The sequence below is a fragment of the Haloarcula argentinensis DSM 12282 genome, from assembly GCA_000336895.1.
In the GTDB taxonomy this organism is placed as follows: domain Archaea; phylum Halobacteriota; class Halobacteria; order Halobacteriales; family Haloarculaceae; genus Haloarcula; species Haloarcula argentinensis.
In genome coordinates this window covers 345,566-361,310 of record AOLX01000015.1, presented here as the reverse complement: position 1 = coordinate 361,310, position 15,745 = coordinate 345,566, and the positions used below count along the sequence as shown (strand labels likewise).

General features: G+C 63.8%; 18 protein-coding genes and 1 tRNA gene. All 19 read left to right on the top strand.

What is annotated here, in order from left to right; translation table 11 throughout:
- Positions 1-3 precede the first annotated feature (3 nt).
- The 19 genes from C443_RS08560 (at position 4) to idsA3 (ending at position 15,675) form a co-directional block, all read left to right on the top strand.
- A complete protein-coding gene (locus C443_RS08560) occupies positions 4-783 on the top strand; it encodes a DNA-directed RNA polymerase subunit D (protein WP_004963344.1) in 780 nt (259 codons plus the stop codon).
- A gap of 104 nt (positions 784-887) precedes the next feature.
- A tRNA-Leu gene (locus tag C443_RS08555) sits at positions 888-972 on the top strand.
- A gap of 24 nt (positions 973-996) precedes the next feature.
- Positions 997-1,347 (top strand): 50S ribosomal protein L18e, encoded by a 351-nt coding sequence (locus C443_RS08550; protein WP_004516800.1) that lies wholly within the window; start codon positions 997-999, stop codon positions 1,345-1,347.
- A complete protein-coding gene (locus C443_RS08545; RefSeq protein ID WP_004593558.1) occupies positions 1,344-1,781 on the top strand; it encodes a 50S ribosomal protein L13 in 438 nt (145 codons plus the stop codon). The genes C443_RS08550 and C443_RS08545 overlap by 4 nt, the downstream gene beginning before the upstream one ends.
- Positions 1,775-2,173 carry a 30S ribosomal protein S9 gene (locus C443_RS08540; protein ID WP_004516798.1) on the top strand — a complete coding sequence of 133 codons (399 nt, stop codon included), beginning with the start codon at positions 1,775-1,777 and terminating at the stop codon, positions 2,171-2,173. The genes C443_RS08545 and C443_RS08540 overlap by 7 nt, the downstream gene beginning before the upstream one ends.
- Positions 2,174-2,185: 12 nt before the next feature.
- Entirely contained in the window at positions 2,186-2,386 is a 201-nt protein-coding gene (locus C443_RS08535; RefSeq protein WP_004516797.1) for a DNA-directed RNA polymerase subunit N, read from the top strand.
- The gene (locus C443_RS08530; protein WP_004516796.1) at positions 2,383-2,556 is read left to right on the top strand and encodes a DNA-directed RNA polymerase subunit K; all 174 of its coding nucleotides are present in this window, start codon (positions 2,383-2,385) and stop codon (positions 2,554-2,556) included. Before C443_RS08535 ends, C443_RS08530 begins: the two co-directional genes overlap by 4 nt.
- A 106-nt stretch (positions 2,557-2,662) precedes the next feature.
- Complete coding sequence (gene eno / locus C443_RS08525) at positions 2,663-3,868, top strand: phosphopyruvate hydratase (protein WP_005535589.1); 1,206 nt, start codon at positions 2,663-2,665, stop codon at positions 3,866-3,868.
- A complete protein-coding gene (rpsB, locus tag C443_RS08520) occupies positions 3,865-4,683 on the top strand; it encodes a 30S ribosomal protein S2 (RefSeq protein ID WP_004593551.1) in 819 nt (272 codons plus the stop codon). The genes eno and rpsB overlap by 4 nt, the downstream gene beginning before the upstream one ends.
- A gap of 100 nt (positions 4,684-4,783) precedes the next feature.
- A complete protein-coding gene (locus C443_RS08515; RefSeq protein WP_005535588.1) occupies positions 4,784-5,167 on the top strand; it encodes a DUF5518 domain-containing protein in 384 nt (127 codons plus the stop codon).
- A gap of 58 nt (positions 5,168-5,225) precedes the next feature.
- Positions 5,226-5,606, top strand: a complete 381-nt coding sequence (locus C443_RS08510) for a DUF5518 domain-containing protein (RefSeq protein WP_005535587.1) — start codon at positions 5,226-5,228, stop codon at positions 5,604-5,606.
- A 70-nt stretch (positions 5,607-5,676) separates the two neighbouring features.
- Positions 5,677-7,014: a cytochrome P450 gene (locus C443_RS08505; RefSeq protein ID WP_005535586.1), complete on the top strand. Its 1,338-nt coding sequence runs from the start codon at positions 5,677-5,679 to the stop codon at positions 7,012-7,014.
- A gap of 141 nt (positions 7,015-7,155) precedes the next feature.
- The gene (locus C443_RS08500; RefSeq protein WP_005535585.1) at positions 7,156-7,392 is read left to right on the top strand and encodes a hypothetical protein; all 237 of its coding nucleotides are present in this window, start codon (positions 7,156-7,158) and stop codon (positions 7,390-7,392) included.
- Positions 7,389-9,569, top strand: a complete 2,181-nt coding sequence (locus tag C443_RS08495; RefSeq protein WP_005535584.1) for a PAS domain S-box protein — start codon at positions 7,389-7,391, stop codon at positions 9,567-9,569. Before C443_RS08500 ends, C443_RS08495 begins: the two co-directional genes overlap by 4 nt.
- Positions 9,570-9,624: 55 nt before the next feature.
- The gene (gene mvk / locus C443_RS08490; protein WP_005535583.1) at positions 9,625-10,608 is read left to right on the top strand and encodes a mevalonate kinase; all 984 of its coding nucleotides are present in this window, start codon (positions 9,625-9,627) and stop codon (positions 10,606-10,608) included.
- The gene (locus tag C443_RS08485) at positions 10,605-11,357 is read left to right on the top strand and encodes an isopentenyl phosphate kinase (RefSeq protein WP_005535582.1); all 753 of its coding nucleotides are present in this window, start codon (positions 10,605-10,607) and stop codon (positions 11,355-11,357) included. The genes mvk and C443_RS08485 overlap by 4 nt, the downstream gene beginning before the upstream one ends.
- A gap of 171 nt (positions 11,358-11,528) precedes the next feature.
- Positions 11,529-13,019 (top strand): hypothetical protein, encoded by a 1,491-nt coding sequence (locus C443_RS08480; RefSeq protein WP_005535579.1) that lies wholly within the window; start codon positions 11,529-11,531, stop codon positions 13,017-13,019.
- A gap of 264 nt (positions 13,020-13,283) precedes the next feature.
- Positions 13,284-14,630 carry a ribonuclease J gene (locus C443_RS08475; protein WP_005535578.1) on the top strand — a complete coding sequence of 449 codons (1,347 nt, stop codon included), beginning with the start codon at positions 13,284-13,286 and terminating at the stop codon, positions 14,628-14,630.
- A gap of 4 nt (positions 14,631-14,634) precedes the next feature.
- The gene (idsA3, locus tag C443_RS08470) at positions 14,635-15,675 is read left to right on the top strand and encodes a geranylfarnesyl diphosphate synthase (RefSeq protein WP_005535576.1); all 1,041 of its coding nucleotides are present in this window, start codon (positions 14,635-14,637) and stop codon (positions 15,673-15,675) included.
- Positions 15,676-15,745: the final 70 nt, after the last annotated feature.

Sequence of the window (15,745 nt, the reverse complement as noted above, 5' to 3'; positions counted from 1 at the left end):
CCAATGACACAGGACTACGAGGTTGAGTTCGTCGAACGCGGCGAGCGCGAGGCCCGCATCCTCGTGCGCGGCATCACGCCCGCCTTCGCCAACGGCATCCGGCGAGCGATGGTCGCGGACGTACCGACGTTCAGTATCGATACCGTCCGCGTCATCGAGAACACCAGCGTGATGTTCAACGAGCAGATCGGTCTCCGACTGGGACTGGTCCCGCTGACGACCGACCTCGACGACTTCGAGATCGGCGACGAGGTGACGCTGTCGCTGTCCGTCGACGGGCCGAGCACGGCCTACTCCAGTGACCTCGTCTCCTCGGACCCGATGGTCGAGGCGGCCGACGACAACATCCCGATCATCGATCTCAAGGAGGGCCAACGTCTCGAAGTCGAGGCCGACGCCGTCCTCGATACTGGTCGGGAACACGCCAAACACCAAGGCGGCGTGGCCGTCGGCTACCGACACCTCCAGCAGGTGGAGGTCGTCGGCGACCTCGGCGAGTTCGAGGACGACGATCCGAACATCCTGCGTGGCGTCATCGAAGAGCAGGCGGCCGAACACGCCGCCGGCGACGCCACCAACGGCGAACTTGTCGCGACAGACGAGTTCGACAACGACCTCCGGAACCGATACCCCGGCAAAGACGTCGAGGTTTCGGACGTGCCGAACGCGTTCGTGTTCCACGTCGAGACGGACGGGTCGTTCACCACCGAGGAACTGGTCCTGCGCGCGGTCGAGACGCTGCGTGACCGCGCGACCGAACTGAAAGACGCAGTCCAGCTGTAACGATACAATGCCCCGACACACCCCACCACTACCGATGACCGCCCGCTCCCCGAGCGCGAGGACCGAAAGGGGTTTTACGGGGCACGCAAAACGAACAATCGCGCGCAGGGATAGCCAAGTTTGGCCAACGGCGCAGCGTTCAGGGCGCTGTCCCGTAGGGGTCCGCAGGTTCAAATCCTGCTCCCTGCACTTTTCCCACAACGGAGGAATCATATGAGTAAGACGAACCCGAGACTCAGTAGTCTCATCGCCGACCTGAAGTCAGCCGCCCGCAGTTCGGGCGGTGCTGTCTGGGGCGACGTCGCCGAGCGCTTAGAAAAGCCACGGCGCACACACGCGGAAGTCAACCTCGGCCGTATCGAACGATACGCCCAGGAAGACGAAACCGTTGTTGTGCCCGGCAAGGTGCTTGGCTCCGGTGTCCTGCAGAAGGACGTCACCGTCGCCGCTGTCGACTTCTCCGGAACCGCCGAGACGAAGATCGACCAGGTTGGAGAGGCTGTATCACTCGAACAGGCAATTGAAAACAACCCAGAAGGCTCCCACGTCCGGGTGATCCGATGAGCGTCGCAGAGTTCGACGCGGATGTCATCGTTGACGCCCGCGACTGTATCATGGGACGCGTCGCATCACAGGTCGCCGAACAGGCACTTGACGGCGAGACGGTCGCCGTCGTCAACGCCGAACGCGCCGTGATCACCGGCCGAGAGGAGCAGATCGTCGAAAAGTACGAGAAACGTGTCGACATCGGTAACGACAACGGGTACTTCTACCCCAAGCGACCGGACGGCATCTTCAAGCGCACCATCCGTGGCATGCTGCCCCACAAGAAGCAGCGTGGCCGCGAGGCGTTCGAGAGCGTCCGTGTCTACCTCGGCAACCCGTACGACGAGGACGGCGAGGTTCTGGACGGCACGTCGCTTGACCGACTGTCGAACATCAAGTTCGTCACGCTGGGCGAGATCAGCGAAACGCTTGGAGCGAACAAGACATGGTAACGAACACGTCTGGCAAGAAGAAGACTGCCGTCGCCCGCGCGACCGTTCGCGAGGGTGAGGGCCGCGTGCGTATCGACTCGCAGCCGGTCGAACTCGTCGACCCCGAGCTGGCGCAGCTCAAGATGCTGGAACCGTTCCGCATCGCTGAGGACGACCTCCGCGGCGAGGTCGACGTCGAAGTGTCCGTCGAAGGTGGCGGCGTCATGGGGCAGGCAGACGCTGCCCGAACCGCCATCGCTCGCGGACTTGTCGACCACACCAACGACGCCGAACTCCGTGACGCGTTCATGGAGTTCGACCGCTCGCTGCTGGTCAACGATGTTCGCCAGTCCGAACCCAAGAAGTGGGGCGGCCCCGGTGCGCGGGCCCGCTACCAGAAATCGTACCGCTAAGGTGATACAGGTATGATGGTACCGGTTCGGTGTTTCACGTGCGGTAACGTCGTCGGCGAGCACTGGGAGGAGTTCAAGGCCCGCACCCGCGAGGCCGAGGAGCCTGAGGACCCGGAGAAGGTTCTCGACGAACTCGGCGTCGAGCGGCACTGCTGTCGCCGGATGCTCGTCTCGCACAAAGACCTCGTCGACATCGTCTCACCCTACCAATGAACGCACAGGAAAGCCGCTACGAGAAGGCCCGAAAACTCGGCGCGCGAGCGCTGCAGTTGGCCCACGGTGCTCCCGTGCTCATCGAGACGGAACACACCCAGCCGATACTCATCGCCGCCGAGGAGTACGACGCTGGCGTCCTACCGTTTACGGTCAACAGGAGTGATTAACGATGACGCTCATCACTGACATCCGACTCNCCCAGCCGATACTCATCGCCGCCGAGGAGTACGACGCTGGCGTCCTACCGTTTACGGTCAACAGGAGTGATTAACGATGACGCTCATCACTGACATCCGACTCCGCCGCGTCCTCGACTCCCGCGGGAACGCGACCGTCGAGGCCGACGTTCTCACCGAAAGTGGGGGCTTCGGTCGTGGCAAGGCACCGAGCGGCGCAAGCACGGGCGAGTACGAGGCCATCGAGCTCCCCGCCAACGAGGCCATCGCCAAGGCTCGCGAGGAGGCACTCCCGCGACTCATCGGTGAGGTCCACGCCGGGAACCAGCGCGATGTCGACGCGGCGCTCCACGCCGCCGACGGCACCGACGACTTCTCCGGCATCGGAGCCAACAGCGCCGTCGCCATCTCGATGGCGGCTGCAAAGGCCGGGGCCGACGTGCTGGGCGCACCGCTGTACCAGCACCTCGGCGGCACGTTCCGGGGCAACGAGTACCCGACGCCGCTGGGCAACATCATCGGTGGCGGCGAGCACGCCGCGGATGCCACGAACATTCAGGAGTTCCTCGCGGCCCCCGTCGGCGCGCCGAGCGTCGAAGAGGCCGTCTTCGCCAACGCCGCGGTCCACCAGGAGGTCCACGACATCCTGGCCGACCGCGACCTGCCAGCGGGCAAGGGCGACGAAGGAGCCTGGGCACCGTCGGTTTCGGACGACGAAGCGTTCGAGATCATGGACGAGGCCGTCGAGACCGTCGCCGACGACTTCGGCTTCGCAATCTCGTTCGGCCTCGACGTTGCCGGCGCGGAACTCTACGACGACGATGAGGACGGCTACGTCTACGACGACGGCGTCAAGTCCACCGAAGAGCAGATAGAGTACATCGCCGAGAAGGTCGAGGAGTACGATCTCGTCTACGTCGAGGACCCACTCGACGAGAACGATTACGAGGCCTTCGCGGATCTGACCGCACAGGTCGGTGACCAGACGCTCGTCTGTGGCGACGATCTGTTCGTCACCAACGTCGAGCGCCTGCAGGCCGGTATCAACGCCGACGCCGGGAACTCCATCCTGATCAAGCCGAACCAGATCGGGACACTTACCGACGCTGTCGACGCCATCGAACTGGCGACGGCAAGCGGCTACGAGTCCGTCGTCTCCCACCGCAGCGGCGAGACGGAAGACACGACGATCGCACACCTCGCTGTCGCCACTGACGCACCGTTCATCAAGACCGGCGCGGTCGGCGGCGAGCGCACAGCCAAGCTGAACGAACTAATCCGTATCGAGGACAACGCAGTATGAGCGGCAACGAAAAAGAAGGTCTCGACGCGTCCGATTCCGACTTCGACCCGTCCGACGAGGACGACGAAGCGGTCGACGCGGAGACCGAAACGGAAGCTGAACAGCCCGCCGACGACGCCGAAGAGGCGACAGAGGCCGAACCAACCGACGACACGGACGCCGACGAAGCGGCCGACGCCGACGAGGCCGCCGGCCCACAGCTGGACGAGGATGTCATGCCCGACGAGCAGTCGGAAGCTGACCTCCTCATCCCTGTCGAGGACTACCTCGGTGCCGGTGTCCACATCGGAACCCAGCAGAAGACCCAGGACATGGAGCGGTTCATCCACCGCGTCCGGACCGACGGGCTCTACGTGCTGGACGTTTCGATGACTGACGAGCGCATCCGCACCGCCGCGGACTTCCTGGCCAACTACGAGCCGGAGCAGATTCTGGCCGCGTCGTCGCGCCAGTACGGCCGGTTCCCGGCCGAGAAGTTCGCCGAAGCGATCGGCGCACGCGTCCGCACTGGCCGGTTCATCCCCGGCACGCTGACCAACCCCGACTACGACGGCTACATCGAGCCAGACATCGTGGTCGTCACCGACCCGATCGGTGACGCCCAGGCTGTCAAGGAAGCCATCACGGTCGGCATCCCGGTCATCGCGATGTGTGACTCCAACAACACCACGTCGAACGTCGATCTGGTGGTCCCGACGAACAACAAGGGGCGCAAGGCGCTGTCGGTCGTCTACTGGCTGCTGGCCAACGAGACGCTCGACCGCCGCGGTGCCGAGCCGACGTACGGACTCGACGACTTCGAGTCCGACCTCTAACGTCGCTGAACTGTTTCGTTTTCTCAATACTGGGGCGCGAGTCGCAACGCCGGAGACACCAACACAAAACCTACCACGAGCCCCGGAGTAGCTCCGGGCAATGGGAGAGGGAGACACCTTTGTCAACGCCGTTATCGGAGCTGTCGCGACTGCGCTGCTGAGTGGGTTCGTCCCGCTCGCGCCGTTGCTCGGTGGTGGCCTCGCCGGCTATCTCGAAGGTGGTGAGCGAGCTGACGGGGTTCGCGTCGGGTTCCTATCCGGCGTCATCGGACTGGCGATATCGCTGGTCTTCTTCGTGCTCGTGTTCGTCTTTCTGGCCGCGGTTCTGGCGATCGCTCCCGAAGCACTGGGCGTGTTCGGCGCGATGGGGCTGCTCGTACTCGTTCTGGGAACACTTACGACGGCCGCGTACTTCCTCGGTCTGAGCGCCCTCGGCGGCTGGCTGGGTAACTACGTTAAGTACGACACGACCATCGGCGACTGACTGGCCAGCGGCGCTGTCGGTAACTACATCACTGCGGCCGCCACTACTGCGAACGCATATGCGTGAGTCGGTGACCAACGCCGGTCTCGGGGCGCTCGTCACGATTGCTCTGTCGTTCGTTCCGTTCTCGTCGGTGGCTGGCGGTGCTGTGGCCGCGGCGAACAACGGCGGCGGCTACTGGACGGGGCTCTGGCTGGGAACGCTGGCCGGCGTCTGCGCGATAGTCCCCCTGCTTGCCCTCTTCATTCCGGCGCTGTACATCGCCGGCCTCCTCGGGTTCGGGATTCCGCCTGGAGCACCCGGATACGACCTGTTTCTGGCGCTTGTGTTCGCGTTCTTTCTGCTGTACACTGTCGGCCTCAGCGCCCTCGGTGGTCTCGGCGGCGTCTGGGTAAGGGGACACACCGACTGGCAACTAGACGCCGATCGCTGGCTCTAAACGTGCCTGAACCGCTCTCTTCCCGACATTTGGCATACCATTCAAGCGTGTCCGACACTAACAGTAGTCGATGTCAAAGACGCCGCCCGGACCGAAGGGCGAACCGTTGTTCGGCAGTAGTCGCACGTACGCTCGGGACCCGTTCCGGTTCATCTCGGCGCTGGAGCGGGCCTACGGCGACGTGGCCCGATTCGACATGGGGCCGATGGATACGGTCATGCTCTGTGACCCGACAGCAATCGAGCGCGTGCTGGTTTCGGAGGCCGACCAGTTCCGCAAACCCGACTTTCAGGGCGACGCGTTGGGGGACCTGCTGGGTGACGGGCTGCTGTTGAGCGAAGGCGAGACCTGGGAGCAGCAGCGAAAGCTCGCGAACCCCGCGTTCTCGATGGCCCGACTGTCGGGGATGGCTGACCGGATCACCGGCCACGCGAAGGACCGCATCGCCGACTGGTCCCACGGCGATGTCATTGACGCCGAGCAGTCGATGACCCGGGTCACGCTGGACGTGATTCTGGACCTGATGATGGGTGTCGAACTCTCTGAGCAGCGAGTCCAGACCATCGAGGAGCAACTGCTGCCGCTGGGTCAACGGTTCGAACCGGACCCCATCCGGTTCGCCATGCCACAGTGGATGCCGATGCCGGACGACGCCGAGTTCAACCGCGCCGTGCGGACGCTGGACGAGGTGCTGGACGACATTATCGAGGTCCGCGAGGACTCGCTCGGGACGGATGAGGACGGTCCGATGGACTTCCTGTCGGTACTCCTGCGTGCCCGTGACGACGGGAACCAGTCGCCCGAGCAACTCCGTGACGAGATGATGACGATGCTGCTTGCGGGCCACGACACGACGGCACTGACGCTGACCTACACCTGGTTCCTGCTGTCGGAACATCCCGAGGTCGAACAGCGCGTCCACGAGGAACTGGACGAGGTCATCGGCGATGACCGGCCGGGGATGGAACACGTCCGCGAACTGGACTACCTCGAATGGGTGATCCAAGAGGCGATGCGGCTCTACCCGCCCGTATACACTATCTTCCGGGAGCCGACAGAGGATGTGACGCTATCGGGATATGATGTCGAGGCCGGAACGACGTTGATGGTCCCACAGTGGGGTGTTCACCGCTCCGAGCGGTTCTACGATGACCCCGAGACGTTCGACCCGGAGCGCTGGAAGCCCGAGCGAGCGAACGAGCGGCCCCGGTTCGCCTACTTCCCGTTCGGTGGTGGCCCGCGCCACTGCATCGGGAAGCACCTCGCCATGCTTGAAGCACAACTCATCACTGCAACGACGGCCAGCCAGTACCGACTGGAGTTCCAGGGAGAGACGCCACTGGAGCTGTTACCGTCGTTGACCGCCCATCCCCGGCAGAAAATGTCCATGCGCGTGCAGGAACGGTAACACGCACGTCGACACGACCGCTCCGGCGTCGTTGCCGGTTGCTACAGAGTAGGTTCGGCGTGCCAGTTGATTTGGTCACCAGCTATTTACTGCAGAGTCCCGTGTAAGCGTGCAAGAACAGCGGCCCTGCACGTCGCATCGGTGACCGATTTCGGCCTCGGTCACTACGGGAAGACCACGGCCGCAACTAATCACCTACCCATCATGACACTGCTGCAGACCATCTCTGGCGACAATCGTCACACGCTGTTTGCAGTCGTCCTGCGCCCGGCCCTGTCTATAGACCGTTCACAGAGCTACATCGCTCCGGTAATCCTTGGTCGGTGGAGTGACAGCTATCCCGGCGCAACGACCGGACTCGAACGGGATGCCGAATGACGCCTGAAACCGCTGGCGTCGGGGACGCCAGGGTCCGGGTCCTCTACGTTGGCACCGATTCGGACGACACCGAGACGCTGTCGACGGCTCTCGAACGCGAGTGCGACAGTCTCATGGTCGAAACGGTGCGCACTGCTACCGAAGCTGTGGCGAGGTTGGCTGACGATACCGTAGACTTCCTCGTCTCCGACTACGACCTGCCCGAACGGAACGGCATTGAGCTTCTGGAAACGGTCCGCGACGAGTACCCGGCCCTGCCGTTTATTATTTACACCGCACAGGGGAGCGAGGCAGTCGCCAGCGAGGCAATTTCGGCCGGTGTCACGGACTACCTCAGGAAAGAGCCGGGTGCTGAACAGTATGCCGGGCTGGTGAACCGAATCAGAGACGCCGTCGACCACTCTCGCTCACAGCAGGCGGTCAGCGAGCGGAACCGAGCGCTCCAGAGCTACGAGCGGATGGTCAACTCCATGCAGGAGGCAGCCTGTATTTACGATGCCGAAGACCGGTTCGAAATCGTCAACGAGACCATCGCAGAGTGGTACGACACGACGCGCAATGAGCTCGAAGGACAGACCAGTAGACTCGTTCCGCGTATTCGAGCCGAGGGTGAGACAGACTGTTACCAGGAACTGCTCGACGGAACGCGGGAGAAACTTAGCGGCGAAATCGAAACGGAGTTCCCCGGCCACGGACACGCGGTGGTCGCGTACCAACTAACGCCGCTGGTCGTCGATGGTACTATCGACGGCATCGTCGGCGTAGCTCGGGATGTTACCGAGCAGAAAGAGCGCGAACGGGAGCTACTCCGGAACAAACGCGCGATAGACGAGGCCCCGGTCGGCGTCACCATCACTGACCCCAACCGGCCGGACAACCCGCTGATCTACGCTAACGACCACTACCGCGAGCTGACTGGCTACTCGCTCCCGGAGCTGCTCGGGAAGAACTGCCGAATACTCCAGGGCGAGAACACCGACCCGGAGCCTGTCGACGCACTACGGGACGCTATCGACGCAGGGGAGCAGGTGTCGGTCGAACTCCGGAACTATCGAAAGGACGGGACGGAATTCTGGAATCGGGTTCGGATCGCGCCGGTTCGCGACGACGACGGCACAGTCGTCAACTACGTCGGGTTCCAGCAGGATATCACGGAGCGGAAACGCCGTGAGAAACGATTGGAGGAAACGTCGTCGCGGCTCGAAGCCCTCTTCGAGAACTCGCCCGACATGATCGACGTGTTAGACGCCGACGGCACGATTTGCGACGTGAACCGGCGGTTCTGCGCGGAACTGGGGTACGACGAAAGCGAGGTGCTTGGACGGCCGATCTGGGAGTTCGACCGGACGTTCGGTGCCGAGGACGTGCAGACCCAGCTTTCCGGGTTCAGTATCGACGAGCGCCGCAAGTTCGAAGGTCTGTACGAACGCCTCGACGGGTCGACGATGCCGGTCGAAGTACATCTGCTCCGACTCAGCCTCGACGGCGAGGACCGGTTCCTGGCGATCAGCCGCGATATCACGGAGCGCAAGGAACGCGAACAGGAACTCGAACAGCAAAACGAACAGCTCGAACAGTTCGCCAGCGTCGTCAGCCACGACCTGCGGAACCCGCTGACCGTCGCGCGCGGACAGCTCAAACTCCTCCGTGAAGAGTCCGATAGCGAGCATATCGACGCCATCGACGGGGCACACCAGCGCATGGATACGCTCATCGACGACCTGCTCACGCTCGCACGCGACGGCGCGTCACCTGCGTCGCCCGTCGTGGTCGACCTCGAACCGTTCGTCCGGACGTGCTGGCAAAACGTCGATACGAGAGCCGCGTCGCTCCGCACTGACATAGCCCGACCCATCCGCGCCGACGAGAGCCGCCTCCGCCAACTATTCGAGAATCTCGTCCGCAATGCGATCGAACACGGCGGTGACGACGTGACCGTGACCGTGGGCGAACTGGCCGACGGCTTCTACGTCGCGGACGACGGTCACGGTATCCCTGTGGCCGACCACGGAGACGTGTTTGACGCCGGCTACTCGACAGCAGTCGAGGGGACGGGCTTCGGCCTGAGCATCGTGAAACAGGTCGCTGACGCCCACGGCTGGACGGTCCGGGTCGTCAGTGGGACCGACGGCGGCGCACGGTTCGAATTTACCGACCTTGACACTGTGTCCGAATAGGGCTCCGACTGTCGACTCCGAAAACGCCTAACGCCCTGGGTGCACACGGGCGGGTATGGTCACGTCGAGCGCTCCCGGGAAGGTGTACCTGTTCGGGGAGCACGCGGTCGTCTACGGCGAGCCGGCGGTGCCCTGCGCCATCGAGCGACGGGTGCATGTGACGGCAACCGAGATCGACGAGGGACTGCGCATCCACGCGAACGACTTGCAACTGGACGGCTTTACCGTCGAGTACTCCGGTGACGGGGAGAGCCATCCGGACGTGGATGTCGCCGAATCGCTCGTCGAGGCCGGGATGGGTTACGTCAACGAAGCGGTCGCACAGGCCCGTGACGCGGCCGATGCGCCTGAAGCGGGCTTCGAGATATCCGTCGAGGGCGACATCCCGCTTGGGGCGGGGCTGGGCTCGTCGGCCGCGCTCGTCGTCGCCGCAATCGACGCGGCGACGAGAGAACTCGGTGTCGAACTGTCGGCAAGCGAGATCGCTGACCGCGCCTACCAGGTCGAACACGAGGTACAGGACGGTCAGGCCTCGCGGGCGGACACATTCTGCTCGGCGATGGGCGGAGCGGTCCGCGTGGAAGGCGACGACTGCCGGCGGCTGGACGGCATCGACACGCTCCCCTTCGTCATCGGCTACGACGGCGGAGCCGGCGATACCGGGGCACTGGTTGCCGGTGTCCGGGACCTGCGCGGGAAGTACGATTTCGCCGCCGACACCGTCGCGGCAATCGGCGACATCGTCCGTGAGGGTGAGTCAGTGCTTGGAACGGGCGACTACGAACGGCTCGGGGAGCTGATGGATTTCAACCACGGACTGCTCTCTGCGCTGGGCGTCTCCTCGCGGTCGCTGGACTCGATGGTGTGGGCGGCCCGCGACGCCGACGCACACGGCGCGAAACTCACCGGGGCCGGTGGTGGCGGCTGTATTGTCGCGTTGGACGAGACGGACGACGCGCTCACGGCGCTGAAGTACACGCCGGGGTGTGAGGACGTTTTCCGGGCCGAACTGGACACTGACGGAGTCCGGCAGGAATGACGGTCGTCCTCAAACTCGGCGGGAGTGTCATCACCGAAAAAGACGAACCTGAGACGGTCGACCGGACTGCACTGTCGGCCGCAGTGTCAGCTATTGCCGGCTCGGCAGTCGGCGAGGATATCGTCATCGTTCACGGCGGCGGGAGCTTCGGCCACCACCACGCCGCCGAATACGGCGTCAGCACGACCGAGGGAACCCACGATGTCGAGGGCGTACAGGCCATCCACGGCGCGATGTGCCGGCTCAACGCCGCCGTCGTAGATGCACTCTCCGAAGCGGGCGTTCCGGCCGTTCCGGTCCATCCGTTCTCGGCGGCCGCACGCGACGCTGACGGTGATCTCTCGCTGCCGACGGCGCAGGTCACGACGCTACTGGCGGAGGGGTTTGTCCCAGTCCTCCACGGCGACCTCGTTGCACACGCTGGCGCGGGCACGACGGTTTTGAGTGGCGACGAACTGGTCGTCGAACTCGCGCCCGCCGTCGACGCGGACCGGGTCGGTGTCTGCTCGACCGTTCCCGGTGTTCTTGATGAAGACGGGGACGTCATCGACCGTATCGCGGCGTTCGAGGCTGTAGCATCGGCCCTTGGTGGGAGCGACGCGACGGACGTGTCGGGTGGAATGGCCGGCAAGGTCCGTGCGCTGCTCGCACTCTCGGCCCCGGCACTCGTGTTCGGCCCTGACGCACTCCCCGCGTTTCTCGCTGGTGAGAGTCCGGGGACGACTATCGCTGGTGATGACGACTTGTGAGACTGCTACTGCTGTCGGCGACTGGTCCGTCCCGGCGCGTGATGTCGTCGATATCGAGCCAACACTGGCTTCTGAAGCGGTAAATCTGCTCAGCCTCGACAAACTAGTAAATTAAATATCACTTCATCAACTGTCGTAACATATTTGTCCTCTGTTATCAATTATGCGACTATGTCTGCAGTAGGTCTGACCGACGTCTATCGATACGGAACGAGGTTTCTCGGGATATTGCTTGTCGTCGCCGGCGTCGGTGGCGGCCTCATCGCTGCAGGGTACGTGTTGATACAGAACGGCTCGCTCGGCTCGCTCTCGGGGAACGCGGGCTATCGTGCGGTACTCGGCATCGTCGTCGGGGCGCTCGGTGGACTCCTGTTGCTCTCCGGCGTGCTCGGCTTGACCCACAAGCTCATCGCCGACGCAACGATGGCAGGAACGCTCGCGGCACAGACAGCACGGCGTGATGTGGGCGATGTGGCAGCCGCCAGTTCCTCGGCAAGCGACCAGCCAGCAACTGAATCAACCGATGACAGTGTTGCACCCGCTACCGAACCGGCTTCGGAGCCCGACGAGCCGACGCCAGAGCCGGCTGAGCCTGAGCCGGCGGTTTCTCAGGATACCGAGCCGGCTGCTGACCCGGCGGCTGCCGAGCCGGCGACCGGCGAGCCCGAAGTGTCGGAACCGGTTGCTGACTCCGAACCGGACACTGACGCGTCCGGAGAATCGGGAATCCACGCATCCGCACAGCAACACTCCGACCCTTCCGACGCGGCAACGCCGTCTACTACGTCCGACACTGCGGCGGCCGGGATTGACGACGCTGCGGTGACGGCGGCCGACGAAGATCCGCTGAAGGATGCTGACTCGGCGACGGCTGATGAGCCGGTGGCAGACGATCCTTCAGTGACAGATATGGGTCCCTTGGAAGCCGACGACACGGCAGAACCACCGTCTGTCGACGAGACGATGGCCTCGGCGACAGACGAAGACGCAGCGGAGACAGCAACGGCGGCTCAGGATGAACAGATATCGGAGCAACAGCCGGCCGAAAACGCTTCTGGACCGGAGCCTGAGGCGGTGGACGATACCACTGCGGAGCCATCCCCGACGGATCTCGCCGGTGACTCGGAAGCGGTAGAACCCCAGTCCGAACCCAACGAGCAGTCGGACCGCGACCTACTTACTGAGGACACCGCCGAGGAACCGGAGCCCAGCACGGAACCACAGGAATGGACGCCGCCGGACCCTGCGGAGTTCGACACGGGGAGCGGGGAACCCGCGGCGGCTGACGACTGGGGGGAGGACGAGCCAGCACCAGCCGACGACCGGAAAACCGAACCTGAACCCGATACCGAACCCACCGGCGTCGACTCATCCGATGCTGACGAAGCGGACCAGCACGACGCCGTGACTCGGGACACCCGACTACTCAATGACTCCGGTGAGACGGACACGTCCGGTGGCCCACGGACGACGGACGACCTGTTCGGCGGCGCTGATGATGACCAATCCGGAACCGAGATTGACGAAAGCGTACAGGACGATGCGGAGTCCCAGGACACGGAGACGGCTGACGAGGACTCGACGCTCGCAGACGACGGCGTCACTGGCTTCGACGTCTCCAGTGACGACGATCCGCTCTCGGACCCCCTAGACGACGAGTAGCGACGAACCCACACCGTTTTAAGAAGCGCCGTTGTAGACCGACGTAACCGAGCGCACGGCCGCCCGTGGACTGCGGTTCGGCGGCCGGCAGACGGCGGATGTAAGTTGCGGGACGGAAGTCCCTCCCACTGCGGTTGCACAGGCTACGGGCGTACCCGACTGGCCTGGAGCGCCGACGCGGACGAAGTCGCCTACATTGCAGATACCGTCGTTGCCGTGCCCCACCGGATGCCCGCGGCCGGCTTTCCACTCGGAGCTACAACCATGGAAGTCGAAATTGCGACAATTGGCGGTTACGAGGCTGTAGGCCGACAGATGACGGCCGTCCGTGCAGGGGACGACGTCGTCATCTTCGACATGGGCCTGAACCTCTCGAAGGTACTGATTCACGACAACGTCGAGACGGAACGGATGCACTCGCTGGACCTCATCGATATGGGTGCCATCCCGGACGACCGGGTCATGTCCGACCTGGAAGGCGACGTGAAGGCTATCGTGCCGACACACGGTCACCTCGACCACATCGGCGCAATATCCAAGCTCGCCCACCGCTACGACGCACCTATCGTCGCGACGCCGTTCACCATCGAACTCGTCAAACAGCAGATCAAGAGCGAGGAGAAGTTCGGCGTCCAGAACGACCTCGTAAAGATGGACGCCGGCGAGACGATGTCCATCGGCGAGCGCAACGAACTGGAGTTCGTCAACGTCACACACTCCATCATCGACGCTATCAACCCCGTCCTCCACACGCCGGAAGGCGCGGTCGTCTACGGGCTTGACAAGCGGATGGACCACACGCCGGTCATCGGCGACCCCATCGACATGAAGCGGTTCCGCGAGATCGGCCGCGAGGGCGAGGGCGTCCTCTGTTACATCGAGGACTGTACGAACGCGGGTAAGAAGGGCCGCACACCCTCCGAATCCGTGGCGCGTCGCCACCTCAAAGACGTGATGGACAGCGTCGCCGACTACGACGGCGGTATCGTCGCGACGACGTTCTCCTCACACATCGCTCGTGTCAAGAGCCTCGTCGAGTTCGCCGACGACATCGGCCGCCAGCCGGTGCTGCTCGGTCGCTCGATGGAGAAGTACTCCGGCACCGCCGAACGACTCGACTTCGTCGACTTCCCGGAGGACCTCGGGATGTACGGCCACCGCAAGTCTGTCGACCGGACGTTCAAGCGGATCATGAACGAGGGCAAAGAGAACTTCCTCCCGATCGTCACCGGCCATCAGGGCGAGCCACGCGCGATGCTCACCCGCATGGGCCGCGGCGAGACGCCCTACGAGCTAGATGACGGCGACAAGGTCATCTTCTCGGCCCGGGTCATTCCGGAGCCGACAAACGAGGGCCAGCGCTACCAGTCCGAGAAACTTCTGGGCATGCAGGGCGCGCGCATCTACGACGACATCCACGTCTCGGGCCACCTCCGCGAGGAGGGCCACTACGAAATGATCGACGCGCTCCAGCCGAAGAACATCATTCCGGCCCACCAGAGCCTCGAAGGGTTCGCACCGTACGTCGACCTCGCGGAAAACATGGGCTACAAAGCCGGACGGGACCTCCACATCACCCGCAACGGCAACATGATCAAGCTCACCGAGTAAATCGATGTCCGAACGCCATCAGCAGGTCGAAGACGCGATTGTCGCCCGACGAGACCGGGTCAACGATGCCCTCCCAGAGGACCTTCCGGTACAGAAGCCGGACCACCTCTACGAGGCGTCGCGATACCTGCTGGACGCGGGCGGGAAACGACTCCGCCCGACGGTCCTGCTGCTGGTCGCGGAGTCGCTACTTGATGTCGACCCGCTGACGGCAGACTACCGTGACTTCCCGACGCTCGGTGGCGGGCAGGCCGACGTGATGTCGGCCGCCCTCGCCATCGAGGTCATCCAGACGTTCACGCTTATCCACGACGACATCATGGACGACGACGCGCTCCGCCGCGGAGTGCCGGCCGTCCACAAGGAGTACGACCTCTCGACGGCGATTCTCGCCGGCGACACGCTGTACTCGAAAGCGTTCGAGTTCCTGCTCGATACGGGCGCGGCCCCCGAACGAACCGTCGACGCGAACAAACGACTCGCAACGACGTGTACCCGCATCTGTGAGGGCCAGTCCCTCGACATCGAGTTCGAGCAACGCGATGTTGTCACGCCCGAGGAGTACTTAGAGATGGTCGAACTCAAGACGGCCGTGCTGTACGGCGCGGCCGCCTCGATTCCGGCCACACTGCTGGGGGCCGACGAGGAGACAGTCGATGCCCTGTACAACTACGGGCTCGACGTGGGCCGCGCGTTCCAGATTCAGGACGACCTGCTTGACCTGACGACACCCTCGGAGAAGCTGGGCAAGCAACGGGGCTCGGACCTCGTCGAAGAAAAGCAGACGCTGGTGACGCTGCACGCCCGTCAACAGGGTGTCGATGTCGGCGATCTGGTCGACACGGACTCCGTCGAGGCCGTTTCGGAAGCCGAAATCGACGCGGCCGTCGAGCGCCTGCGCGAAGTTGGGTCCATCGAATACGCCCGCCAGACCGGGCAGGACCTCATCGCGAGCGGCAAGCAGAACCTCGAAGTCCTCCCGGACAACGAGGCCCGCTACCTGCTTGAGGGCATCGCAAACTACCTCGTCGAGCGCGACTACTGAGCGCGCTGACGGTCAGTTTTCCCGCGTCGCTTCGACCCTGACTGGTGCTGGTCAGCAACTAAGACACGTC